The sequence below is a fragment of the Jezberella montanilacus genome (assembly GCF_003003055.1).
In the GTDB taxonomy this organism is placed as follows: Bacteria; Pseudomonadota; Gammaproteobacteria; order Burkholderiales; family Burkholderiaceae_B; genus Zwartia; species Zwartia montanilacus.
In genome coordinates this window covers 680,922-704,550 of record NZ_PVTV01000011.1, presented here as the reverse complement: position 1 = coordinate 704,550, position 23,629 = coordinate 680,922, and the positions used below count along the sequence as shown (strand labels likewise).

At 51.6% G+C, this 23,629-nt stretch carries 22 protein-coding genes; 16 read left to right on the top strand and 6 right to left on the bottom strand.

Annotation, left to right across the window (positions count from 1 at the left end):
* Positions 1-15: 15 nt before the first annotated feature.
* The 4 genes from BCM14_RS04915 to BCM14_RS04900 all read left to right on the top strand — a co-directional run bounded on the left by BCM14_RS04915 (position 16) and on the right by BCM14_RS04900 (position 2,935).
* Entirely contained in the window at positions 16-342 is a 327-nt protein-coding gene (locus BCM14_RS04915) for a YbaB/EbfC family nucleoid-associated protein (RefSeq protein ID WP_106226836.1), read from the top strand.
* Positions 342-950, top strand: a complete 609-nt coding sequence (gene recR / locus BCM14_RS04910; RefSeq protein ID WP_106226835.1) for a recombination mediator RecR — start codon at positions 342-344, stop codon at positions 948-950. Before BCM14_RS04915 ends, recR begins: the two co-directional genes overlap by 1 nt.
* 75 nt (positions 951-1,025) lie before the next feature.
* Positions 1,026-2,072: an ABC transporter substrate-binding protein gene (locus BCM14_RS04905; protein ID WP_106226834.1), complete on the top strand. Its 1,047-nt coding sequence runs from the start codon at positions 1,026-1,028 to the stop codon at positions 2,070-2,072.
* A 44-nt stretch (positions 2,073-2,116) separates the two neighbouring features.
* Complete coding sequence (locus tag BCM14_RS04900; RefSeq protein ID WP_106226833.1) at positions 2,117-2,935, top strand: ABC transporter ATP-binding protein; 819 nt, start codon at positions 2,117-2,119, stop codon at positions 2,933-2,935.
* Here the strand turns inward: BCM14_RS04900 and BCM14_RS04895 are convergent.
* Entirely contained in the window at positions 2,904-3,809 is a 906-nt protein-coding gene (locus BCM14_RS04895; RefSeq protein ID WP_106226832.1) for a DMT family transporter, read from the bottom strand. The two genes, BCM14_RS04900 and BCM14_RS04895, sit on opposite strands and share 32 nt — an antisense overlap.
* A gap of 181 nt (positions 3,810-3,990) precedes the next feature.
* Here BCM14_RS04895 and BCM14_RS04890 point away from each other — a divergent pair, with 181 nt between their 5' ends.
* Positions 3,991-4,788: an ABC transporter permease gene (locus BCM14_RS04890; RefSeq protein ID WP_106227053.1), complete on the top strand. Its 798-nt coding sequence runs from the start codon at positions 3,991-3,993 to the stop codon at positions 4,786-4,788.
* On the opposite strand, the gene tal is transcribed toward BCM14_RS04890, so the two are convergent.
* Positions 4,760-5,725 (bottom strand): transaldolase, encoded by a 966-nt coding sequence (gene tal, locus BCM14_RS04885; RefSeq protein WP_106226831.1) that lies wholly within the window; start codon positions 5,723-5,725, stop codon positions 4,760-4,762. The two genes, BCM14_RS04890 and tal, sit on opposite strands and share 29 nt — an antisense overlap.
* Before the next feature lie 49 nt (positions 5,726-5,774).
* Here tal and carA point away from each other — a divergent pair, with 49 nt between their 5' ends.
* Genes carA through BCM14_RS04860 form a run of 5 tightly spaced genes read left to right on the top strand, consistent with a single transcriptional unit; the run spans position 5,775 to position 13,251 of the window.
* The gene (carA, locus tag BCM14_RS04880; RefSeq protein WP_375318467.1) at positions 5,775-6,974 is read left to right on the top strand and encodes a glutamine-hydrolyzing carbamoyl-phosphate synthase small subunit; all 1,200 of its coding nucleotides are present in this window, start codon (positions 5,775-5,777) and stop codon (positions 6,972-6,974) included.
* Positions 6,975-6,984: 10 nt separating this feature from the next.
* Positions 6,985-10,224 (top strand): carbamoyl-phosphate synthase large subunit, encoded by a 3,240-nt coding sequence (gene carB, locus BCM14_RS04875; protein WP_106226830.1) that lies wholly within the window; start codon positions 6,985-6,987, stop codon positions 10,222-10,224.
* A gap of 30 nt (positions 10,225-10,254) precedes the next feature.
* Positions 10,255-11,433, top strand: a complete 1,179-nt coding sequence (locus BCM14_RS04870; RefSeq protein ID WP_106226829.1) for a CaiB/BaiF CoA transferase family protein — start codon at positions 10,255-10,257, stop codon at positions 11,431-11,433.
* A gap of 10 nt (positions 11,434-11,443) precedes the next feature.
* Positions 11,444-12,469, top strand: coding sequence for a Bug family tripartite tricarboxylate transporter substrate binding protein (locus BCM14_RS04865; protein WP_375318461.1), 1,026 nt, complete (start codon positions 11,444-11,446; stop codon positions 12,467-12,469).
* A complete protein-coding gene (locus BCM14_RS04860; protein ID WP_106226828.1) occupies positions 12,469-13,251 on the top strand; it encodes an SDR family oxidoreductase in 783 nt (260 codons plus the stop codon). Before BCM14_RS04865 ends, BCM14_RS04860 begins: the two co-directional genes overlap by 1 nt.
* A gap of 16 nt (positions 13,252-13,267) precedes the next feature.
* Here BCM14_RS04860 and BCM14_RS04855 read toward each other — a convergent pair whose 3' ends face one another.
* Positions 13,268-13,915, bottom strand: coding sequence for a histidine phosphatase family protein (locus BCM14_RS04855; RefSeq protein WP_106226827.1), 648 nt, complete (start codon positions 13,913-13,915; stop codon positions 13,268-13,270).
* A 21-nt stretch (positions 13,916-13,936) separates the two neighbouring features.
* A complete protein-coding gene (locus BCM14_RS04850; protein WP_106226826.1) occupies positions 13,937-14,710 on the bottom strand; it encodes a ferredoxin--NADP reductase in 774 nt (257 codons plus the stop codon).
* A 397-nt stretch (positions 14,711-15,107) separates the two neighbouring features.
* Between BCM14_RS04850 and greA the strand changes: the two genes are divergently transcribed.
* Positions 15,108-15,584 carry a transcription elongation factor GreA gene (greA, locus tag BCM14_RS04845; protein ID WP_106226825.1) on the top strand — a complete coding sequence of 159 codons (477 nt, stop codon included), beginning with the start codon at positions 15,108-15,110 and terminating at the stop codon, positions 15,582-15,584.
* A gap of 53 nt (positions 15,585-15,637) precedes the next feature.
* On the opposite strand, the gene BCM14_RS04840 is transcribed toward greA, so the two are convergent.
* Positions 15,638-16,261 carry a YhbY family RNA-binding protein gene (locus BCM14_RS04840; RefSeq protein WP_106226824.1) on the bottom strand — a complete coding sequence of 208 codons (624 nt, stop codon included), beginning with the start codon at positions 16,259-16,261 and terminating at the stop codon, positions 15,638-15,640.
* An 18-nt stretch (positions 16,262-16,279) separates the two neighbouring features.
* On the opposite strand from BCM14_RS04840, the gene BCM14_RS04835 reads away from it, so the two are divergent.
* From BCM14_RS04835 to BCM14_RS04815, 5 genes are all read left to right on the top strand, one after another.
* Positions 16,280-16,912: an RlmE family RNA methyltransferase gene (locus BCM14_RS04835; protein WP_106226823.1), complete on the top strand. Its 633-nt coding sequence runs from the start codon at positions 16,280-16,282 to the stop codon at positions 16,910-16,912.
* Positions 16,913-17,021: 109 nt separating this feature from the next.
* The gene (ftsH, locus tag BCM14_RS04830; protein WP_106226822.1) at positions 17,022-18,914 is read left to right on the top strand and encodes an ATP-dependent zinc metalloprotease FtsH; all 1,893 of its coding nucleotides are present in this window, start codon (positions 17,022-17,024) and stop codon (positions 18,912-18,914) included.
* Between the two features lie 26 nt (positions 18,915-18,940).
* A complete protein-coding gene (gene folP, locus BCM14_RS04825) occupies positions 18,941-19,792 on the top strand; it encodes a dihydropteroate synthase (protein WP_106226821.1) in 852 nt (283 codons plus the stop codon).
* Positions 19,785-21,140: a phosphoglucosamine mutase gene (gene glmM, locus BCM14_RS04820; RefSeq protein ID WP_106226820.1), complete on the top strand. Its 1,356-nt coding sequence runs from the start codon at positions 19,785-19,787 to the stop codon at positions 21,138-21,140. Before folP ends, glmM begins: the two co-directional genes overlap by 8 nt.
* Positions 21,141-21,243: 103 nt before the next feature.
* On the top strand, positions 21,244-22,023 hold the full coding sequence (locus BCM14_RS04815; RefSeq protein WP_106226819.1) for a GNAT family N-acetyltransferase: 780 nt from the start codon (positions 21,244-21,246) through the stop codon (positions 22,021-22,023).
* Between the two features lie 24 nt (positions 22,024-22,047).
* Here BCM14_RS04815 and ppx read toward each other — a convergent pair whose 3' ends face one another.
* Positions 22,048-23,535, bottom strand: coding sequence for an exopolyphosphatase (gene ppx / locus BCM14_RS04810; RefSeq protein WP_106226818.1), 1,488 nt, complete (start codon positions 23,533-23,535; stop codon positions 22,048-22,050).
* Positions 23,536-23,629: the final 94 nt, after the last annotated feature.

The window sequence follows — 23,629 nt, the reverse complement described above, 5'->3', positions numbered from 1 at the left end:
TCAGGGAAAATAATCATGATGAAAGGACAGATCGCTGGCTTGATGAAACAAGCTCAGCAGATGCAAGAGAACATGAAAAAAGCGCAAGATGCGCTGGCAGACATCATCGTCGAGGGCGCCTCGGGCGGTGGCTTGGTTAAAGTATCCATGACCTGCCGCCATGACGTAAAACGTGTGACCATCGATCCAACCCTCTTGGCTGACGACAAAGACATGCTCGAAGATTTGGTCGCGGCAGCCTTCAATGATGCTTTGCGCAAAGCCGAGGCAACGAGCTCTGAAAAAATGTCTTCTGTCACTGCCGGCATGCCCTTGCCACCCGGGATGAAGTTACCCTTCTGATGGCAGCGCGCCTGTCAGAGCCGCAACCGCTTCTGGCCTTGGTCGAGGCACTTCGCCGCCTGCCAGGCGTGGGAGAACGGACTGCAAGCCGTATGGCTTACCACTTGCTTCAACACGATTTGCAGGGCGCACAACACCTGGGGCGTGCCTTGAGTGAGGCCGTGTCACGACTGCGTCACTGCGACCAATGCAATAGTTTTACCGAAGCGACCTTATGCGGCACCTGCCAGCATCCCGAGCGGGATTCCAGCTTGCTTTGCATCGTTGAGACCCCAGCGGATCAGAACTCTATCGAAGCGACACACGGTTATTCGGGTCTGTATTACGTGCTGATGGGACGGCTCGCCCCACTTGAAGGCATGGGCCCTGCTGAACTGGATTTTGACCGTGCCCTCGCGCGGGCGACGAACGGGTTTGTCAAAGAGGTGATCCTCGCTACCAGTTTTACGGCAGAAGGCGAAACGACTGCTCACTATTTGTCAGAAGCGCTGCGATCCAAGGGTCTTAAAGTGACTCGTTTGGCGAGAGGCGTGCCAGCAGGCAGTGAGCTTGAGTATGTCGATGCGGGTACGGTTGCGTGGGCACTAATGGAGCGCAAGCCCACCTAAGGCTAAACTGCGAGGCAAACTTACTAAGTAAGCGTTATGCTCAAATAACGATAGAAAAAATCAAGGGAGACCGACATGTCCATTTCACGCAGGCAATTGATCAAATTCGCAGGTTCAGCCGGCCTGTTTTCAATGACTCCCGGTTTGCTACTCGCGCAAAAGCTCGAAAAAACCAGTGTTCACATCGCCGTAGGTGGCAAAGTGGGTACCTACTACCAGGCTCTGTCGATTGCCGAGCAATTGGGCTACTTCAAAGACGAGGGTCTTGATGTCAAGATTTCTGACTTTGCGGGTGGCGCAAAATCGCTGCAAGCGGTTGTAGGCGGCAGTGCAGACGTGGTGTCGGGCGCATTCGAACACACCATCAATTTACAGGCTAAAGGTCAGTTCTTTCGTTGTGTCGTCTTGCAAGGCCGTTGCCCGATGATGACCATGGGTGTCTCGAAAAAGAATATGGCCAACTTCAAGACCGGCGCTGATTTAAAAGGTAAAAAAATCGGTGTGACCGCCCCTGGCTCTTCGACCAATATGTTGGCTAGCTTTTATCTAGCCAAGCACGGCCTGAAAGTCACCGATGCATCTTACGTCGGTGTTGGCACTGGTGCCGGTGCGATTACAGCCATCCGAGAGGGCAATATTGACGCCATTTCAAATATTGATCCGGTCATTACTGCACTTGAAGAATCAAACGATATCCAAGTGATTGCTGATACGCGTCGAATTAAAGACACCATCGAGATTTTTGGTGGCAACATGCCTGCCGGTAGTCTATACCTGCCGCAAAGCTATATCGACGCTAACCCCAAGACGATTCAGGCATTGGTCAATGCGATGGTGCGAGCCGACAAATGGATCGTGAAAGCAGGCCCAGCGGCAGTCACCAAAGCACTGCCTGCAAGTTATTTTCAAGGCAATCCTGATCTTTATACCAAAGCTGTTGAAAAATGTATGGAGGCGATGTCCCCAGATGGCATGATCCCCTCGGACGGCCCGGCCACAGCCTTGAAAGCCCTGGCTGCCTATAGCAACGACATCCGGGATGCCAAAATTGATCTTGATAAAACCTGGACCAACGATTTTGCCAAGCGTGCCAACGAAAAATATCCTGACGTAAAAGTTTAAGGGACGAGTCCTCATCACCAGCGCTTGAACTAAGCATTTTGACTATGATCCAGCCAGTCGCCCCCGCCTTGTCATTAAAAGACATCACTTGCACATTTGTCTCGCGCGACGATCCGAAGGCAAGGTACACCGCTGTTGCAAACACCACCCTGACAGTTGCAGCCGGCGAGTTCGTCTCAGTGGTGGGGCCAACGGGGTGTGGTAAATCGACGTTATTGAATGTCGGCGCAGGCTTGCTCAGCCCTTCAACGGGCGCGGTCGAAACATTTGGTGAACTACTGAGCGGGATTAACAAACGCGCTGGCTATATGTTTCAAGGCGAGGCGCTACTGCCTTGGCGTTCAGCTTTGGACAATGTCACGGCAGGCTGTGAGTTTGCTGGTATGCCGAACGCTCAGGCGCAAGAAGCGGGGCGGTTATGGATGAAGCGCGTCGGTCTCGGCGGCTTCGAAGACCGTTATCCGCATCAGATGTCGGGGGGCATGCGTAAGCGCGCCATGCTTGCGCAGACGTTAATTCGCGACCCGGATATCATCTTGATGGATGAGCCATTCTCGGCACTGGATATTCAGACTCGGCAACTAATGGAAAACGAGGTGCTCGACTTATGGATGGCCAAGCGTAAGGCGGTTCTGTTCATTACCCATGATCTTGACGAAGCAATTGCCATGAGCGACCGAGTGGTGGTGTTATCTGCAGGGCCGGGTACACACCCGATTGGCGAATTCACTATCGACTTGCCGCGACCACGGGATGTGGCAGAAGTACGCATGCAACCGCGATTTGTTGAGTTGCACGCAGCGATCTGGGCCGTTCTTCGTGAAGAGGTTCTTAAGGGTTATGCCCAGCAGAAACGCGCTTAGCGATCAACGGGTTTGAGGTTTTGGCATTCACGAAGACCACGCCAGTCATCGTTAGTCCCAGCCCCGCAGCCATCATCCAGTTAAATGGTTCATCAAATAACAGCCATGCCATCAGCGCGGTGGTGGGTGGTGTGAGATACAGCAGGCTTGACACTTTGGTGGCAGCCCCTTTGCGGATCATCATAAACAGCAGACTGATTGAGCCGATGGATAAAGGAAAAATCGACCAGAGTAGAGCGCCGATTACCGGTGCGTTCCAAACCATGACACCAGACTCAAAGCAGTACATGCAGATCAAGCAAAGCATGGCTGATACGCTGAATTGAATGGTTGAGCCGGCTCGTAAATCAAAGGTGGGACAGTACTTCTTTTGATACATCGTTCCGAAGGTCATGGACAGCAGTCCGCTGAAGGCGAGCAAGTAACTAGCCAGCGGGATATGGGCGAAGCTAATTTTCTCCCACACGACTAAAGCGACTCCGGCAAAACCAAAACCTAAGCCCAACCATTGTCGTGGCGAAATCTTCTCGGAGATCCAGGCGGCAAACCATGCCGTCACGATGGGTTGTAACCCGACAATGATGGCAACTAAACCAGCCGTCATTCCTAAACGGACGGCGAACCAGACGCCCATCAAATAGCCAAAATGCAGCAGGACGCCAGCGATCGCAATGTGCCGCATTTGAGATCGGCTCGGCCACTTGATATCCCAGACGAGGCTGAGCGCTGCCATCACCACCAGAACCCCCGCAAAACGCCAAAACAGAAAGGTAGCGGGCTCAACATATGGCATCGATAGACGAGCAATCACGAAACCAGTGCTCCAGATCAAGACAAATATAGGGGCAATAAAGGTTTCGAGTTGTATTCGCATGAATAAGATCTTGTTTATATAATTTTTTGAATGGCTGATTTTAAGCGCTGCATTTCAATCGAAATGCTGGATCACGGTGTTTTTTCAAGTAGTTGTCGTCATTTTTAATTTGTCGCGCGAATTGTCTGAGAATTGGATAAGATTGGGCCTGCCACTTTCACTTCGGATGATGCGTCAACCCATGCGGACCTTATTCAAGCCTAATTCCAAGCTATCGCTACGCATTTGGCAAGTGACGATACTCGTCGTACTCGTCGGCACCTGGCAAATTGCCTCTCAGGACAAAAAAGTTGCCTTCTTTTTTGGTAAACCCCTTGGTGTATGGCACCGAATATGGGATTGGTTCGTGGTTAACGGTGATATATACAGTCATCTGGCTATCACCTTAACAGAGACGATTCTGGCTTTCTTTATCGGGACTGGGTCGGGTTTAGCTGTTGGACTCTGGCTTGGCCTCTCCCCCATGGCGAGTAAGATTCTTGATCCTTACATCAAGGCTGCCAATTCCATGCCCCGCGTGATTCTGGCGCCAATTTTTGCGATGTGGTTTGGCTTGGGGATCTGGTCTAAGGTGGCATTGGCCGTCACGCTTGTTTTCTTTATCGTGTTCTTCAACGTATATCAGGGTGTCCGCGAAGTTAGTCCTACCCTATTGGATAACGCCCGGATGCTTGGTGCTGACAGGCGTCAATTACTCAGACAAGTTTATTTGCCCTCAGCGACGAGCTGGGTGTTTTCCAGCCTTCACACTTCTGTTGGATTGGCTTTTGTGGGCGCAGTGGTGGGCGAATACCTGGGCTCTGCTTCAGGGGTGGGTTACCTTATTCTGCAGGCCGAGGGTAGCCTTGACGTGGACACCGTTTTTGCAGGTATCTTTGTTCTGACCGCCTGCGCGGTCGTCCTCGATACCCTTGTCGGCATCATCGAAAAACGCTTGATGAAGTGGCAGCCTAAATCTGGCGAGACTGAGAAGCTTTAATCAGCTCGTCCAGTTTGCGTGAATCGGCAACAAAGGCTCGAATGCCTTCGGATAGTTTTTCGCTCGCCATTGCATCTTCATTCAGTGCAAACCTGAAACTCTTTTCATCAGCTTTGATTTTGATCGACTGTTGCGATAGCGCGAAATCGGGGTTGAGTCGCGCGGCTACGTCACCCTCAATGCTTTTCAATTGCCCCAGCAGTTCAGGGCTGATGGTGAGCAGGTCGCAACCGGCTAATGCCAAAATCTGACCCGTATTTCTAAAACTGGCGCCCATGATTTCAGTGCTGAGACCAAAACGCTTGTAATAGGCATAGATTGTTGCGACTGATATGACACCTGGATCGTTAACGCCAGCAGAACCCGCTTCATCCCAGGTTGAACCCTGAGACTTTTTATGCCAATCGTAAATACGACCGACAAAAGGCGAAATCAGCTGAACCTTCGCCTCGGCACAAGCCACTGCTTGGATCAAGGAGAATAAAAGCGTCAAATTGCAACGAATGCCCTCGGTCTGGAGAATGCTGGCGGCTTCGATGCCTTCCCAGGTCGCCGCGATTTTGATCAGCACGCGCTCTCGTGAGAAACCAGCCTGCTCGTATAAACGGATAATGCGACGGGCTCGCTCGACCGTAGCACGGGTGTCGAAGGACAGCCTGGCATCTACTTCGGTGGATACTCTGCCAGGAACGACGCTCAAGATCTCGCTGCCAAAAGCCACCAGTAAGTGATCAACTAACTCCTCGACTGGTGCGTTGGCGTGTTGTGTCACGCAACGCGCTAAAAGTGGTTTGTATACGTCTTGCTGCACCGCTTTGAGAATAAGGGACGGATTTGTTGTGGCGTCAGTTGGCTGATAGTGCTTTATATTTTCAAAATCGCCGGAGTCCGCCACAACGGTGGTGTGTGAGCGAAGAGAATCGAGAAGACTAGGCATCGGCTATAATTCCAAGGTTTGCTTACAGATTTTTGAGACCGGGGTGATTGTGCTGTCAAGACTATTTTCAGAGGTGGCTGGTGTGGCCGCCGGTGGATTCGATCGGTTTCCACCTGCAATTCTAGCCTTGGCGGATGGCACCGTTTTCAGGGGGGTGTCGATCGGTGCCCCGGGCCATACGGTTGCCGAGATTGTATTTAATACGGCGATGACTGGCTATCAAGAGATTTTGACCGACCCCAGCTACAGTGGGCAAGCTGTGACGCTTACCTATCCCCATATTGGCAACACGGGGGTCAATCACGAAGATATCGAATCAAATAAAGTTCACGCAGCCGGCCTGATCGTCAGGGACTGCCCGGCACGGATGTCGAATTTCCGCGCGACGCAATCGTTGCCAGACTACCTTAAGGATCAAGGGGTCGTCGCAATCGCCGAGATCGATACGCGCAAATTAACGCGTATCCTTCGTGAAGGGGGTGCACAGGGCGGTTGTATTCTGGTCGGCGAAGATTCCGAAAAAGCCCTGGCGTTGGCTCGTGGCTTTGCTGGAATGGCTGGTCAGGATCTGGCTAAGGTCGTGAGCTCAACTCAGACATCCACTTGGACTGAATCAACCTGGCAATTGACAACCGGCTACGGTAATTTCGCCGCTGTTGCAGCAGAGAAGCGCGGCGAGCACTTGCCTCATGTCGTGGCTTACGACTTTGGCGTCAAATCGAACATTTTGCGATTATTGACAGAGCGTGGCTGCCGCATCACCCTGGTTCCTGCGCAAACATCGGCTGAGCAAGTACTGGCGATGAATCCAGATGGGGTCTTTTTATCTAATGGCCCAGGGGATCCGGATCCCTGCGATTATGCGATTGCTGCAACCAAGGTATTTTTAGAGCGAAAACTACCCGTGTTCGGTATTTGCCTGGGGCATCAGATTATGGGCCTGGCGCTGGGCGCTAAGACCGTCAAAATGAAAACCGGGCATCACGGATCTAACCATCCTGTGCAAGACCTGGCAAGCGGTCGCGTCTTTATTACCGCACAAAATCATGGCTTTGCAGTGGACGCAAAGACATTGCCTGCTAATGCGCGTGTCACACATGTATCGCTCTTTGACGGTACCTTGCAGGGCTTCGAACTCATTGATCGTCCGGCATTCTGTTTTCAAGGGCATCCCGAAGCAAGTCCGGGCCCGCACGACATCGTCGTCCTGTTTGACAAATTCATGGGCCTGATGGCCAGCAACAAGTAAAGATTTCATTATGCCCAAGCGTACCGACCTAAAAACTATCCTCATCATTGGCGCAGGCCCGATCATTATTGGTCAGGCGTGTGAGTTTGATTATTCTGGGGCCCAAGCGTGTAAAGCCCTCAAGGCCGAAGGCTATCGAACCGTGCTGGTCAACAGCAATCCAGCCACCATCATGACTGATCCTGAAACAGCCGATGTAACTTACATTGAGCCGATCACGTGGCAGGTCGTTGAAAAAATCATTGAAAAAGAGCGCCCAGATGCTGTTTTGCCCACAATGGGCGGTCAAACGGCTTTGAATTGTGCGCTTGATCTTGATAAGTTTGGCGTCTTAAAAAAATACAACGTTGAGCTCATCGGTGCCAACGCTCACGCGATCGAGAAGGCTGAAGACCGTCAGAAATTCAAGACAGCGATGAACGCAATCGGCCTCGAGTCGGCCTACTCAGGGGTGGCGCATAGTCTCGAAGAAGCCTGGGAGATTCAAAAGAAGATTGCTATTAAAACCGAGTCAAGCGGTTTTCCTGCTGTGATCCGACCCAGTTTTACGCTTGGTGGCAGCGGTGGTGGTATCGCTTATAACGCCGAAGAATTTGAAACGATTTGCCGTCGTGGCCTAGAGGCTTCGCCGACCAAAGAACTCCTGATTGAAGAGTCTTTGCTCGGCTGGAAAGAATTCGAAATGGAAGTCGTGCGCGACAGTGCTGATAATTGCATCATCGTTTGCTCGATCGAGAACCTCGATCCGATGGGTGTTCATACCGGTGATTCAATTACCGTCGCGCCAGCGCAAACTTTGACCGACAAAGAATATCAAATTATGCGTAACGCATCGATCGCCGTGTTGCGCGAGATCGGTGTAGACACTGGCGGCTCTAACGTGCAGTTTGCGCTCAACCCAGAGAACGGTCGCATGATCGTGATCGAGATGAATCCGCGCGTCTCACGTTCGTCCGCGCTGGCTTCCAAAGCAACTGGTTTCCCGATCGCTAAAGTGGCTGCACGCCTGGCTGTGGGCTACACACTCGATGAACTCAAAAACGAGATCACTGGTGGTGCCACACCCGCTTCGTTTGAGCCAACGATCGACTACGTTGTGACCAAGGTCCCACGTTTCGCGTTTGAAAAATTCCCAACTGCAGATGCTCGCCTGACTACGCAAATGAAATCCGTTGGCGAGGTCATGGCGATTGGTCGGACTTTCCAGGAGTCGTTCCAAAAGGCGTTGCGCGGCCTTGAAGTGGGTGTTGACGGCTTAAATCAAAAAACAATCGATCGAGAAAAAATTCAGATCGAATTGGGTGAGCCAGGTCCTGAGCGGATATGGTACGTGGGTGATGCCTTTGCCCAAGGCTTTACTATGGATGAAGTCTATCAACTGACCAAGATTGATCCCTGGTTTTTGTCACAAATTAAAGAAATCGTTGATCTTGAATTAGCGCTTGAGCAAAAAACGGTCGCTGATATTGATGCCGATATTATGCGGCAACTGAAGCGTCGCGGCTTCTCCGATCGCCGGTTGGCTTTTTTACTCGATACCTCAGAAACTGAGCTGCGCAAGTTGCGTCATCAATTCAATGTTCGTCCTGTCTTTAAACGGGTAGACACGTGCGCGGCTGAATTTGCGACGAATACCGCTTACCTGTACTCAACGTATGAAGAAGAATGCGAAGCCAAGCCGACAGATAAAAAGAAAATTATCGTACTCGGTGGTGGCCCTAACAGAATTGGGCAAGGGATCGAATTCGATTACTGCTGCGTGCACGCTTCCTTGGCCTTGCGCGAAGATGGCTTTGAAACCATCATGGTTAATTGCAATCCAGAAACTGTTTCTACTGATTACGATACGTCGGATCGCCTGTATTTCGAACCCGTCACGCTTGAAGACGTGCTTGAAATCGTGCACGTCGAAAAACCGGTTGGCATGATCGTTCAGTACGGCGGGCAAACCCCGTTGAAGCTTGCTCGTGCACTTGAAGCCAATGGGGTACCAATTATTGGTACGAGCCCTGAGTCAATCGACGTAGCAGAAGATCGTGAACGCTTTCAGAAATTGCTACACAAACTTAACCTGCGTCAACCACCAAACCGCACGGCTCGTACTGAAGGCGAAGCGCTTGCCCACGCTCAAGAAATTGGTTATCCACTGGTGGTTCGTCCAAGCTATGTCTTGGGTGGTCGAGCCATGGAGATCGTGCACGAACAAGCTGATCTCGAGCGCTATATGCGAGAGGCGGTAAAAGTCAGCAATGATTCACCGGTGTTGCTCGACCGCTTTCTGAATAACGCGACTGAGGTGGATGTCGACTGCTTATCTGACGGACAACAGGTCTTTATTGGTGGCGTCATGGAGCACATCGAGCAAGCGGGCGTTCACTCAGGTGATTCAGCCTGCTCTCTGCCACCATACTCGCTATCGCAAGAAGTTATCGACGAGATCAAACGACAAACGGCGCTCATGGCTCGCGCGCTGAATGTAAACGGTCTGATGAACGTACAGTTTGCAGTTCAAGAGGGTGATGTGTACGTGCTTGAGGTCAATCCTCGCGCCTCTCGAACGGTGCCCTTCGTTTCCAAAGCCACTGGTTTGCAATTAGCCAAGATTGCAGCTCGTGCGATGGCCGGTCAAAGCTTGGCGTCCCAGGGGATTACCAAAGAGGTTGTGCCTCATTACTATTCAGTCAAAGAGGCGGTTTTCCCCTTCGTTAAATTCCCTGGTGTGGATACGATTCTCGGACCCGAAATGAAGTCCACCGGCGAAGTCATGGGTGTCGGCACCAGTTTTGGCGAAGCCTTCGTGAAATCCCAGCTGGCCGCCAGTGTGAAACTGCCCGAAGCGGGCGTTGCCTTTATCAGTGTCAAGAACCAGGATAAGCCAAGAGCAATTGAAGTGGCTCAAGGTCTGCATAAACTGGGTTTCAAATTAACGGCGACTCGTGGTACCGCAGCGGCAATCGCTGAAGCCGGCATTCCCGTGACGACGGTGAATAAAGTGGCAGAGGGTCGACCACACATCGTTGATATGCTGAAAAACGGTGAGGTTTCGCTGGTGATCAACACTGTAGAAGAACGCCGCAACGCCATCAGCGACTCGCGGGCGATTCGCACTCAATCCTTAGCCGCGCGGGTAACGTACTACACGACGATTGCAGGGGCCTGGGCAGCGGTTGAAGGCATGCAGTATTTGCGTGAGAGTCACGGATTGAAAGTGTATTCGTTGCAAGACCTGCATCAGTCCTTGAAATCCTGATCAACTCAGCCACTTGTCTTGGATGATGTCATGAGTCAACTACCGTACAGTCATATCCGGATTCTTGATATCAGCCAAGGCATAGCCGGCCCGTATTGCGCGCATATTCTCTGGCAGCAGGGCGCTGAGGTAATTAAAGTGGAACCTCCTGCTGGTGATTGGGGCCGCTATGTGAGCACGATGCGGGGCACCCAAAGTGCAGTGTCGATTCAGTTCAACGCGGGCAAACGTGGCCTGGCACTCGACGCGAGAACAGAAGCTGGTCAAAAAGTCTTGGTCGAACTCGCCCTCCAAGCTGACGTGGTGGTACAAAACTTTCGTCCTGGCGTGGTCAATCGTCTAGGCATTGCTTACGAGACCTTAAGCGCCCTTAAGCCTGACCTCGTCTATGTCTCGATTAGCGGGTATGGTGATGATGGTCCTTACGCCGATGCGCCCGCAACAGATTCTGTCATGCAGGCCGATACAGGTCTGATGGTCAGCAATCAGGATGAGAACGGTATCCCCAGAAGAATAGGTTTGTTAACGGCCGATGTCTCAACAGGACTTTACGCTTCACAAGCGCTTTCAGCAGCGCTTTATCAACGCTTAGCAAAAGGGGTCGGGACGCACGTCAAAGTGAATCTATTCGAGGCCTGTGCCGCGTTTCAAGGGATGGTGTTTCTTGAACACGCCTTGACGGGTGGGCATCGCCCCACGGGTGCCGTGACAGCACCCAACGGAATCTTCAAAACAAGCGATGGTGTTTTAACGGTTGTCGCTGTCGGCAATGAGCATTTCGCGCGTGTCGCACGAGCGTTGAATCATCCTGAGTGGATAACAGATCCGCGTTTTAAAGAAAATGGTGATCGCATGCAACATCGCGAAGTGCTGCATGCCGATATACGTGCCATATTGCTGGCCAACACGACTGAGCACTGGCTGAAGGTATTAGCGAGCCACGAGGTCTTGCACGCTCCCGTTCGCAGTTATGACGATGTGATTCAACATCCACAGGCCATGCACCTAGGCACCGTGGGTTCAATCGAACAAGAGGGGATTGGTCATTTGCCCTACATTGGTTTGCCGACCAAGCCATATCGACGTCCCGCTGAGGCTGCACCGGGAATCGGTGAGCACTCTCTCCAAATACTAAGTGAAGCGGGCATTGACCCCGCTCATATTCATCAATTGGTTAAAGATGGTGTTGTTGTCCAGTTGAACAAATAAGGAGACTTGTATGACAGCTATTTTCTTTATAAAAAAAAATCCAATAAAACTAGCTAAACCGCTTTCGACCGCTCTGTTGCTGATGGCGGGATTTATTGGTCTCACTGGGCCAACAGACTCCTGTGCACAAGACACTAAAGGCTACCCCACCAAACCGATCAGAATGATCGTGCCTTATCCCCCCGGCGGCCCGACAGACTTGACGGCTCGGGTTGTCGCCGCTGAGATGAATAAGTCTCTCGGACAGTCAATTGTGGTCGATAACCGTCCAGGTGCAAGCGGCATGATTGGCGCTGAGCAAGTCGCGAAATCAGATCCGGATGGGTATGTGTTCTTGGCCAACGCATCGTTGCACGTGATTAATCCTTTCATCTATCCCGATATGCATTTCGATGCACTCAAGGATTTTGTACCCATCACGCAGCTAGCCGCGGTCCCGCTTGTATTGGTGGTTCCCGTCGATTCGCCAATCAAAACCGTAAAAGATCTTGCTGAATATGCAAAAAAGAACCCCAACAAACTGAATTTTGGTTCTTCTGGCAGCGCCTCTGCTCAGCAGTTAGCTGGTGAGTCATTCAAGATTGCTGCTGGGGTGCAGATGCAACATGTGCCCTACAAAGGCAGTGCTCCTGCGCTGGCAGATTTGGTCGGTGGGCAGATTCAATTGATGTTCGATTCAATGCCCTCAGCAATGCCTTTCATTAAATCTGGCAAACTGCGAGCGATTGCGGTGACTACTGCTAAGCGCGCCAAAGCGCTGCCTGATTTGCCAACGATCGCAGAGTCAGGCTACCCTGATTTTGACATTGCTACTTGGTATGGCTATTGGGCACCCAAGGGCACGCCAACTGCGATTGTTGATAAGCTTGCTCAATCGGCTCAGCAGGCACTTCGCCAGCCTGCGGTAATCGAAGCTTATGCCAATATGGGTGCTGAGCCTGTTGGATCGACGCCAGCAGAGTTCGCACTTTACAACGCCTCTGAAACCAAGAAATGGGAAGTCATTGTGCGCCAATCTGGCGCCAAGGCTGATTAATGTTTGTTTTCATTACGGGTGCCAGTAGCGGTTTGGGCCAAGCCTTAGCCAAACAATATGCCTCTCAGGGGGCCACGCTTGGGTTGATTGCCAGACGCAGCGATAGGCTAGATGCGCTGCTAAGCGCGGTTGATGATCAAGTGCCATCCCGTCATCATTGCTATGTTCTGGATGTGCGTGAGCGGGATGCGCTGCATGAGGCCGCCCAAGACTTTATTAAACAAGCTGAGTTACAAGGCCAGACGATTGATGTTGTGATTGCTAATGCCGGCATCAGTGCCGGCACGCTGACCCACGAATTCGACGATTTTGATGTGTTCAAAGAAATCTTCGACACTAATCTACTGGCCTTAGTCGCAACCTTTGAGCCCTTCTTGCCGACCATGATTCAAGCGAAAAAGGGGTGTTTAGTCGGGATTTCGAGTGTCGCCGGGATCAGAGGATTACCGGGTGCTGGTGCCTACAGCGCCTCAAAAGCTGCGGTGACCACATACTGCGAGAGCTTGCGCCTGGAGCTCAAGACAAAAGGGGTAGACGTCGTCACCATTGCGCCGGGCTACATCAAGAGCGAAATGACCGCACAAAATCCGTACCACATGCCCTTTTTAATGGAGACTGATCGCTTTGCCAGACAAGCGGTTGAAGCGATCAAGCGCAAAAAATCTTTTGCGGTCATTCCCTGGCAGATGGCGTGGATTGCTCGAACTATGAGAGTCTTACCCAACTGGCTATATGACATCATCTTGTCGGATGCCCCTCGCAAGCCTCGCCGAGGTCAATAGGCCTGGTCGGTAAGTTTCAAGCGCTGAGGTCTTCGCCAGCTGGTTTGTTGAGATGATCAACACGACCCCATTCAAGCATTTTCCATCCGTCGTTTGCGACGTGAACTCTGTTGATACTTGCATTCAGCAAAGACGCTTGCCTTGGTTCGCTTAAGCCAACTTGATTGGCATATCGCCAGACAATGTCCAACGCGCCGCCATGACTGACAACCAAGACGACTTGGTTAGGATGGTTCGCTGCGATTTCGTTGATCGCCGTGATGACTCGATGATGAAAAAACTCAAGCGTCTCACCACCCTCGACAATCGCAGTTGGATTGCGACTGCGCCACGCCATCGCAGCAACTGGTTGGTGTTGATCCATCTCGTCGTATAGCAGGTTCTGCAACACGCCAAAATGACGCTCGCGTAGGCCTTTGTGCAAAATGGGTTCTAAACCGATGGGCTCGGACGCAATCTTGGCGGTGCGGTGCGCACGTTGCAGGTCACTAGCATAGACCGCGTCTATTTTTTGATCAGTCGAGTGCGTGCGCGCTAAATACTCACCCAGGGCATAGGCTTGTTTCTCGCCATTTTCGTTGAGTGGGATGTCTTCCCAGCCCTGGATGCGTTTTTCAACGTTCCAAGGGGTTTCTCCGTGCCGTACCAGCCAGATTTCGGTCATCGAAAACCTCACACTAACAGTCTATTGTTCTGCGAAAGCTCGCTCAATCACAAAATCACCAGGCTTAGTGGTGTTGCCTTCTTGGAAACCTTTTGCCTCAAGCATGGCCTTTAAATCTTTGAGCATGCCGGGACTCCCGCAAATCATAATGCGATCGTCGACTGGATTCAGCGCAGGCACGCCAAGATCCGAGAAAAGCTTGCCACTGTCGATCAAGTCGGTAATCCGTCCCATATTTTGAAAGGCTTCTCTTGTGACAGTTGGGTAGTATCGCAGTTGTTTACTTACCTGCTCACCGAGTAACTCATGTTGAGGTAATTGATTGACGAGCAGATCGTGATAAGCCAGCTCTTTTACTTCGCGCACGCTGTGAACCAGCACCACCTCTTCAAATTTCTCGTAGGTCTCTGGGTCGCGAATGATGCTCATGAAGGGGGCGAGGCCAGTACCGCTGGATAGCAGATAAAGGCGCTTGCCCGGTAACAGATAATCGATCAGGAGCGTACCAGTCGGTTTGCGACCGACGATGATGGTGTCGCCCACCTGTATGTGCTGCAAGCGTGAGGTGAGCGGACCATCCTCAACCTTGATGCTTAGAAACTCTAGTTGTTCTTCGTAATTTGGGCTGACGATACTGTAGGCTCGTAGCAGGGGCTTGTCGTTGACACGCAGCCCTATCATTGTGAAGTGACCATTGCTGAATCTAAGCGATTTATCTCTCGTCGTCGTAAAGGAAAACAACCGATCAGTCCAATGGTGAACTGTCAGGACGCGCTCTTCGTTAAATGCACTCATAGGGATCGCTAAGTATTGATGATCATCGATAAAGGCGGGATGCCATGCTGACGCCCAGTCTCTGCCACTTCAGATGATTGTAATGGCTTCGGAACCTGTGATGGCCTCAACAGATAAAAGTAGCAGATGCTATGTTTAATACGCTGACAGAGCAACGCATATTTAGTTATATGCTTCTAACTCAATAAAGGTAGCCGCAGATTGACTGGCTCGCTGTATGATTTTCTGCGCAGTTGACGGTTTTACACAACTCAGTTTGTTCCTTAAGCCAGCGGGTTTCCACTAGCAATGCTTTAGTCGGCTTGCATTTAAGCTAAAGATTGCCCAAAATAGAGCCTGTGACGATTGCCCCGGTTCCGACCAGAGCCGGGGTTTTGCTTTTTTGGATTTATTTACTATGGCTACTATTCCACTTACCGTGCGCGGCGCCCAGCGTTTACAGGCTGAGTTGCATCGCCTCAAGACGATTGAGCGTCCTGCTGTCATCAGCGCAATTGCCGAGGCGCGATCCCATGGGGATTTGTCAGAAAACGCCGAATACGACGCAGCGCGCGAGCGTCAAGGCTTTATTGAAGGTCGTATTGCTGAACTGGACGGTACCTTGTCCAACGCTCAACTGATTGATCCTGCGGCTCATGACGCTGAAGGCAGAGTCGTGTTTGGCTCGACAGTCGAAATTGAGGATCTTGATTCGGGTGATAAAGTGACCTATCAGATCGTCGGTGATGTCGAGGCTGATATCAAAGCAAACCTGATTTCTGTCTCTAGCCCGGTTGCCCGAGCGATGATCGGTAAGTCTGAGGGTGACGTTGTATCAGTAAACGCCCCTTCGGGCGTTCGTGAATACGAAATCGTTAGTGTCAAGTATATCTAGCGACGCTTGTGAGGCATCAATCGCCTACCAATAGCGACGACTGAGGCAGACGATCAAGTACGCTTAAGGCCTGCCCGCTTAGCCGCTAGGCCACGAGCAGGACCACCACTAGAGAGCCCACGGCGTGCGCCCGACCTTAAAGACATCGCGCTGCGACGGGGGATGTCATGCGCAGTGGCCGCTTTCGCCGGTCGATTTGAAGGTCGCCCAACCCGATCGCCTGAGAACACCGCTGAATAAGAAAACTTTGGTTTTTCTTCGACCTCGGACTCGGGTCGCTTCGCCCGGCGACTGGGTTTAGTCAACTTTTTGCCACTAGCGGCTAACTTTTTAGGGGTGTGCGGCTCGTTCGCCTTACGTTTTGTGCTGACAGGTTTTGGTGGGGCCAGATAAGTACTTTGATCGCCTGGCCGAAATAAAATCAGCGTTTTACCTAAATGGTGAACCGAAGCACAGGATAATGTGTCACATATAGCGGCGAGCAGAATCTCGCGATCAGCTCGCTCGGCGCCGGATGCCTTAACTTTAATCAGCTCGTGGGCAGTCAGTGCCCGATCGATTTCTTTTAGCACTGCATCAGTTAAACCATTGTCGCCAATCAGGACAACAGGTTTCAGGGGATGGGCGGCGGCGCGCAGGGTGCTGCGTTCGCGTGGGGTGATATCCATAATAGTCATAAGGTAGATTGTACGGGAATGGCCAAAAATAAATTTTCAAAAGAATGGGTAATGCAACACATTAACGACCCCTTCGTAAAATTAGCGACACAAAAGGGTTATCGGGCAAGAGCTGCCTTCAAGCTGACTGAGATCCTGGATACTGAAAAACTGATGCGTCGAGGTAATGTCATCGTCGATTTGGGCTCAGCCCCAGGCAGCTGGAGTCAAGTCGCTCGCGAGCGGTTGGTCGGGGCTGGGGGCGTCCTTGACGGAAAAGTTGTTGCCATTGACATCTTGCCTATGGATCCGGTCGCTGGAGTGACCTTTATCCAAGGAGATTTTAGTTTGGATGAGCCGTTAGAGGAGCTCACTGCTGCCCTGGATGGCCAGCGCGTTGACCTGGTTATGTCTGACATGTCGCCTAATTTGTCCGGTGTGGGCAGCGCGGATGCAGCCCGGGTTCAGCAAATTATTGAATTAGCTCTTGAATTTTCGCTTTTACACCTCAAACCTGAGGGAGCGCTGATCGTAAAAGCCTTTCATGGCAGCGGGTTTTCGCAGGTCGTTGAAAGTTTTAAGCGACACTTCAAGCGAGTGGTCGAAATAAAACCTAAAGCCTCGAGAAAGCAGTCTTCTGAGACTTTTTTGGTGGCAAAAGGCCTCAAGTAGCCATCAGGGGTAGAATTAGGTATTAATAATCTGTTTATAAATTTGCGATTTGGTAACGAACCAGTGTCCGTTCCGGTCGCAGGTCGGAACCACACGCAGGAGATCGGCCTTGAATAACAATTTTTCGAAAGTTGCGGTCTGGTTAGTGATCGCACTGGTGTTGTTTACTGTATTCAAACAGTTCGACAGTCGTGCGCCTGCGCAGGATACTGTCAGCTACACGACCTTCATGGAAGAAGCCAAAGCTGGCAAGGTCAAGCGCGTTGACGTTCAGGGTGATACCTTGCATGTTACGCCTGATACCGGTCGACCCTACTCGCTCACAACACCTGGTGACCTCTGGATGGTTTCGGATCTTGTTAAAGCGGGTGTTCAAGTTGCGGGTAAAGCACGCGAAGAACCCTCCTTGCTGATGAGCATCTTTGTTTCATGGTTCCCTATGCTGTTATTGATAGGGGTTTGGGTTTTCTTTATGCGCCAGATGCAGGGTGGCGGCAAGGGCGGGGCCTTCAGTTTCGGCAAGTCACGAGCCAAGATGCTCGATGAAAGCACGAATGCCATCACGTTTGCAGATGTTGCAGGTTGCGATGAAGCAAAAGAAGACGTTCAAGAACTGGTCGACTTTCTGCGCGATCCAACTAAGTTTCAAAAGCTCGGTGGCCGCATCCCGCGCGGTGTCTTGATGGTGGGTTCGCCCGGTACAGGCAAAACACTGTTGGCTAAAGCGATCGCTGGCGAAGCCAAGGTTCCGTTCTTTAGTATTTCTGGCTCTGATTTTGTTGAAATGTTTGTGGGTGTGGGTGCGGCCCGCGTTCGCGACATGTTCGAAAACGCAAAGAAACATGCTCCTTGCATCATCTTTATTGATGAGATTGATGCTGTTGGTCGACAGCGTGGTGCAGGGTTGGGCGGTGGTAATGACGAGCGCGAACAGACGCTAAACCAGATGCTGGTTGAGATGGATGGTTTTGAGTCAGGGCAGGGCGTGATCGTGATTGCAGCGACCAATCGCCCTGATGTGCTGGATCCCGCTTTGCTACGCCCTGGTCGTTTTGATCGTCAAGTTGTCGTCCCTTTGCCTGATATTCGTGGCCGTGAGCAAATTCTTAAGGTTCACATGCGCAAAGTGCCCATCGCACAAAATGTGGATGCCCACGTTTTGGCTCGTGGTTGCCCCGGATTTTCTGGTGCAGATTTGGCTAATTTGGTCAATGAAGCGGCACTGTTTGCGGCACGACGTAATGGCCGTACGGTTGATATGTCAGATTTTGAGAAAGCCAAAGACAAAATCATCATGGGTGCAGAACGTCGCTCAATGGTGATGCCAGAAGAAGAGCGTCGCAATACGGCTTACCATGAGTCGGGCCATGCAATCGTTGCTCGCATGTTGCCTAAAACCGATCCCGTGCACAAAGTCACCATCATCCCTCGGGGCCGTGCCTTGGGTGTCACCATGCAGTTGCCTGAAGGTGATCGTTACAGCATGGACAAAGAGCGTTTACTCTGCACTATCGCCGTGCTTTTTGGTGGGCGGATAGCTGAAGAGCTCTTCATGAATCAAATGACGACTGGCGCTTCAAACGATTTCGAACGTGCGACAGCCATTGCCCGTGATATCGTGACGCGTTATGGCATGAGCGAAGTGCTCGGCCCGATGGTTTATGCAGAAAATGAAGGCGAGGTGTTTCTAGGACGTAGTGTCACGAAAACCACCCACATGTCTGAGGCGACCATGCAAATGGTTGACAAAGAAATCCGCCAAATCATTGACGACCAGTACAGAGTTGCACACGCGATTCTCGAGGGGAATCGTGACAAAGTCGAGGCAATGACTCACGCCTTACTTGAGTGGGAGACGATTGATTCTGACCAGATCAATGACATCATCGAAGGTCGCCCGCCGCGGGCACCTAAGGTGATATTGCCCGCACCTGATTCATCCGATACGCCACCAACGGGCGCAGCACCTGGCCCGAAAGCTGATCCGGCGACTGTCGTCTGACCAAGTTCTAGAGCGACGATATTAGTATGGCACTTAAATGGGTCTGCGGCCGCTTTGATTTTGATTTGAACAAGACTGGTCCCTTGTTGATGGGCATTATCAATGTCACGCCGGATTCTTTTTCCGGCGATGGCATGTATGCTCAGGCAGATGCCGCGATTGCGAAGGGCTTGGCGTTAATAGCCGACGGCGCTCGTATCCTGGACATTGGTGGTGAGTCGACACGTCCCGGTGCACAGCCAGTTGCCGCTGATGAAGAAATCGCACGCATCATGCCCGTGCTTGAAGTGTTTCGTGATGTTGACGTTGCCTTGTCTGTCGATACCCGTCATGCTGCCGTGATGAAAGCGGCACTGGATGCTGGTGCGGATATTATTAACGACATTTCTGGCTTTCGCGACCCGCAGGCGCAAAACCTGGTTGCGGCTCATCCTAATTGCGGTGTCTGCATCATGCATATGCAGGGTGATCCGAGCACGATGCAGATTCAGCCTGAGTACACCGATATTGTGTCCGAAGTGAAACATTATCTTGTGAGACAAGCGCAAACGCTCGAGGCTCTCGGTATTGCAAAACAGCGCATTTGTATTGATCCAGGTTTCGGTTTCGGCAAAAGCCTTGAACAAAACTTCCAATTGCTTGCTCAGTTGAAGAACCTAACTGAGACAGAATATGCCGTGTTGGTTGGCGTTTCGCGCAAGTCAATGATTGGGATGACGACACAAAAGTCGGTAAAAGAACGGGTATTCGGCAGCGTGGCTGCTGCAGTTTGTGGGCTCGAGCGCGGTGCTTCGATACTACGGGTCCACGATGTTGGCCCCACCCTTGATGCCGTAAGTATCTGGCAAGCGGTACAACACGGGGTAATCAGTGAGTAAAAGAAAGTATTTTGGTACAGACGGCGTCAGAGGGAAAGTTGGCGGTGCGGTCATTAATGCAGAGTTTGCGCTGCGTCTTGGCTATGCAGTTGGTAAAGTTTTTAGTCGAGCTGCCTCCAGCAAGCCTGGCAGATCGGGCAGGCCAACCGTGCTCATTGGCAAAGATACTCGCGTCAGTGGTTACATGCTTGAATCCGCGCTTGAAGCGGGCCTTTCTTCGGCAGGGGTTGATGTGTTGCTCGCGGGGCCTTTACCTACGCCTGCGGTCGCGTATTTAACGAGAGCCTGGCGCTTACGAGCAGGGATCGTCATCAGTGCTTCGCACAATCCCTATGATGACAACGGCATTAAGTTCTTCTCTTCGCAAGGGATGAAGCTTGAGGATGAGATCGAGGCGGCTATCGAGGCCGAGCTTGATCAGCCTATGGTTTGTGTCACATCCGATAAATTAGGACGTGCGCGTCGCATCGATGATGCAGCAGGTCGTTACATTGAGTTTTGCAAAAGCACGTTTCCGTCAGATCTGGACTTGGCTGGCTTGAAGTTAGTTGTCGATGCGGCAAATGGTGCTGCTTATCAAATCGCCCCGCACGTTTTCAGAGAACTTGGTGCTGAAGTCATCGCGATTGGCTGTCAGCCCGACGGCTTCAATATCAACAAAGACGTCGGTGCCATGCACCCAGAGGCGCTAGCCGTTGAGGTCAAGAATCGAGGAGCAGACCTTGGCATTGCGCTGGACGGCGATGCCGACCGGATCCAGATGGTCGATGCGAGCGGTCGAGTCTTTAATGGCGATGAGCTGTTGTTTGCGCTTGTACGAGAGCGACTGACAAGAGGACCTGTCGCAGGCGTTGTGGGCACGCTCATGACGAATTATGGCTTCGAGCGTGAGATGAAACGACTCAATATTCCGTTTGTGCGGGCTCAGGTGGGCGATCGCTACGTGCTTGAGCAGTTAAAAGAGCACGGCTGGATATTGGGCGGAGAGGGTTCGGGACATTTGCTATGCCTTGATTGCCATACGACAGGAGATGGGATTATCGCCGGACTACAAGTGTTAGCAGCGCTCCAGCGCAGTGGCCGATCGCTGGCAGACTGGATATCCGATTTGCAGCTTTATCCGCAGAAAATGGTTAATGTGCCACTCAAACCAGGATCCGATTGGGCTAAGCATGTTGGCTTACAACTGGCGCGCGAAAGCGCGGAGCACCTGCTGGGAGAGCGGGGTCGGGTGTTGATCCGCGCGTCAGGTACCGAGCCTAAACTTAGGTTAATGGTCGAAGCTGATGATGACGCGCTGGCCGAGTCGTGCGTGCAACTGCTTGCCGCAGTGGACTTAACTGCCTGATAAGTTAAAAATAAACTTAGCGATCACAAAACTTTCATGTTACGGTAACGTTGTTGAAATATGACAGCTTCACACTACTCCCATTACACAGGAGTTACGCAACATGCTCGAATTGGTCCGAAGCGCTGCTAGTCTGTTTACCCTTCCCTCATCGTCCAATGAGCAAACGGGCCTCGTCGTCGGTTTGGCGCAGAATGATGAAGAGATAGAACTGATTCAGCGGCTGCGCTACGACGTCTTCAGTGGTGAGTACGGTGCGGTCCTCGGTGACAATAGCGATGGGATCGATCGTGATGATTTTGATCCGTATTGCGAGCATCTGATGGTGCGTGAACTTAATTCAGATCGTGTCGTTGGCACCTACAGGGTATTGACACCTCATCAAGCCAAGCGCGCCGGTGGGTACTACTCAGAGTCTGAGTTTGATCTGACTGGTCTGGGTTCAATAAAAAACACATTGGTTGAATTTGGTCGTGCCTGTATCCATGAAGACTTTCGTCACGGCGGTGTCTTGATGATGCTCTGGTCGGGTTTGGCTGAGATTCTCAAGCAAGGCCAGTACGAGCATGTTTTTGGATGCGCGAGCGTGAGCCTGCGTGACGATGGCAACACGGCAGCTAAAGTATGGCGCCACGTCCGACAGGATGTCACAGCTGCTGGCACGCCTCGCGTCCAGCCTTTGCATCGCTATCCGGTCGAACAACTCGACAGTGAACTTCCTGCAGAAGTCCCCGCATTGTTGAAGGGCTACCTTAAACTCGGCGCCAAAGTTTGTGGCGAACCAGCTTGGGATCCGGATTTCAACACGGCGGATTTCCCGATGCTGTTGTCAGTCAGTGAGATGGGGTCGAGATACCGCAAGCATTTTGGCTTTTCCGTTTAAGGTATGAGGGCTACGCCCTCTTGCCTATACCGGGATCAGCTCGAAATTAAAATTAACTTTGGACCATTCTTCTTCTTCGCCATGCAGCGAAAAGTCGGTTAATGGATGGTTGCCAAGCCATTTCTTGTCTACCTTGACAACGATCGACGTGTTTTTGACACTCACACTTAAGGGCACGGTAGGCATATCCATTCGGCGCCGGCACAAAAGAACAGCTAGTCGTAAGCACAGAATAGCCAGCCACTGTTCACGTTGTTTGACCCAACTTTGTACTTTAGACAACTTGCCGGTATGAGCCAGTGCTAGCAGCGCCATCGCCGATTGATCAACACGTGAAAATCCCGGCATATCTGCATTATTCAGGATATAAGCACTGTGTTTGTGATAGCCCGCCTGTGCAATCGATAAGCCGATCTCATGCAGGTCAGCTGCCCAACTCAAGGCGTGACGGACCTCGTCTTGCTCAGTACGTTCTGGCAAAAGTGCCGTAAATAAATTTAGCGCGATGGTTTTCACGCGTAAGGCTTGCTTCGCATCGATTTGATAGCGTCGCATGAACGCCTTGACCGATTCATCCCTTCGGTCGTGCGCCTCTTCACGACCAGCCAGATCCACTAAAACGCCCAGACGCAAGGCACCGTCGCCCGTTTGCATTCGATCAACCTGGAGTTCATCAAAAAAAGCGCGCATGATGGCCAAGCCACCAGGTAATACGTCGGCTCTTTCTATCTTCATCCCGGGCAAATCCTCCGGGACAGCACGCCCAGCCTTGATGATTTTGTCCCGTAGCCGGGTTAAACCCTCAAGGGTAATGCCGGTGTCTGATAAGTTTCCTTCTTTGAGGATGGCAAACAGCGCCTTAGCCGTGCCAGACGAACCGAAGGCAGCAGACCAGCCCATTTTTCTGTAAGGCTTGGTGATGACTTCGAGTTCACGCCTGGCGGCAACTTCAGCCATTTTCATCGAGTGGGCGTCGACCACCCCGTCAGGGAAAAACTGCCGGCTGTAGCTCACACAGCCCATATAAAGCGAAGAGATCAACAGCGGTTCGTCACCCTTACCGATAATGACCTCAGTCGAGCCGCCACCGATGTCGATCACCAGTCTTTTATCGATCGACGCCGGCAGGGTGTGGCTCACACCGGTGTAGATCAGTCGAGCTTCTTCGCGGCCCGCAATGACTTCTATGGGAAAACCAAGCGCGGCCTCGGCACGAGGAAGAAAATCGGGGACATTTCTGGCTACCCTGAACGTGTTGGTTGCGACTGCTCTGACCCGATCGGGGTGGAAGCTTCTCAAGCGTTCGCCAAACCGATGTAAAACCTCAATCGCTTTTTCGATCGATACGTCGTCGAGAATTTTGGCGGCATTTAGCCCTGCTGCCAGTCTGACCGTTTCTTTTAGTCTATCGATTTGATAAATATGCTTGATGCCGTTTTGCATCGATACGCGACCGATGGATAGTCTGAAACTATTCGATCCCAGGTCGACAGCCGCCAGAAGATGTTCCATTGCAACCCATAAAAATAAAAGTCACTGATTATAGATTCACTAAACCACCAAAATGTGACAACATCATTAAGCCGCGCTTAAAAGTGGTGTATAA

Coding starts and splice junctions, on each gene's coding strand:
- BCM14_RS04865 (WP_375318461.1), top strand. CDS start 11,444: ATGACAGCTATTTTCTTTATAAAAAAAAATCCAATAAAACTAGCTAAA.
- BCM14_RS04900 (WP_106226833.1), top strand. CDS start 2,117: ATGATCCAGCCAGTCGCCCCCGCCTTGTCATTAAAAGACATCACTTGC.
- carB (WP_106226830.1), top strand. CDS start 6,985: ATGCCCAAGCGTACCGACCTAAAAACTATCCTCATCATTGGCGCAGGC.
- BCM14_RS04870 (WP_106226829.1), top strand. CDS start 10,255: ATGAGTCAACTACCGTACAGTCATATCCGGATTCTTGATATCAGCCAA.
- BCM14_RS04915 (WP_106226836.1), top strand. CDS start 16: ATGATGAAAGGACAGATCGCTGGCTTGATGAAACAAGCTCAGCAGATG.
- greA (WP_106226825.1), top strand. CDS start 15,108: ATGGCTACTATTCCACTTACCGTGCGCGGCGCCCAGCGTTTACAGGCT.
- tal (WP_106226831.1), bottom strand. CDS start 5,725: ATGCCTAGTCTTCTCGATTCTCTTCGCTCACACACCACCGTTGTGGCG.
- BCM14_RS04860 (WP_106226828.1), top strand. CDS start 12,469: ATGTTTGTTTTCATTACGGGTGCCAGTAGCGGTTTGGGCCAAGCCTTA.
- BCM14_RS04895 (WP_106226832.1), bottom strand. CDS start 3,809: ATGCGAATACAACTCGAAACCTTTATTGCCCCTATATTTGTCTTGATC.
- folP (WP_106226821.1), top strand. CDS start 18,941: ATGGCACTTAAATGGGTCTGCGGCCGCTTTGATTTTGATTTGAACAAG.
- BCM14_RS04835 (WP_106226823.1), top strand. CDS start 16,280: ATGGCCAAAAATAAATTTTCAAAAGAATGGGTAATGCAACACATTAAC.
- recR (WP_106226835.1), top strand. CDS start 342: ATGGCAGCGCGCCTGTCAGAGCCGCAACCGCTTCTGGCCTTGGTCGAG.
- BCM14_RS04855 (WP_106226827.1), bottom strand. CDS start 13,915: ATGACCGAAATCTGGCTGGTACGGCACGGAGAAACCCCTTGGAACGTT.
- ppx (WP_106226818.1), bottom strand. CDS start 23,535: ATGGAACATCTTCTGGCGGCTGTCGACCTGGGATCGAATAGTTTCAGA.
- BCM14_RS04840 (WP_106226824.1), bottom strand. CDS start 16,261: ATGACTATTATGGATATCACCCCACGCGAACGCAGCACCCTGCGCGCC.
- BCM14_RS04905 (WP_106226834.1), top strand. CDS start 1,026: ATGTCCATTTCACGCAGGCAATTGATCAAATTCGCAGGTTCAGCCGGC.
- BCM14_RS04815 (WP_106226819.1), top strand. CDS start 21,244: ATGCTCGAATTGGTCCGAAGCGCTGCTAGTCTGTTTACCCTTCCCTCA.
- BCM14_RS04850 (WP_106226826.1), bottom strand. CDS start 14,710: ATGAGTGCATTTAACGAAGAGCGCGTCCTGACAGTTCACCATTGGACT.
- BCM14_RS04890 (WP_106227053.1), top strand. CDS start 3,991: ATGCGGACCTTATTCAAGCCTAATTCCAAGCTATCGCTACGCATTTGG.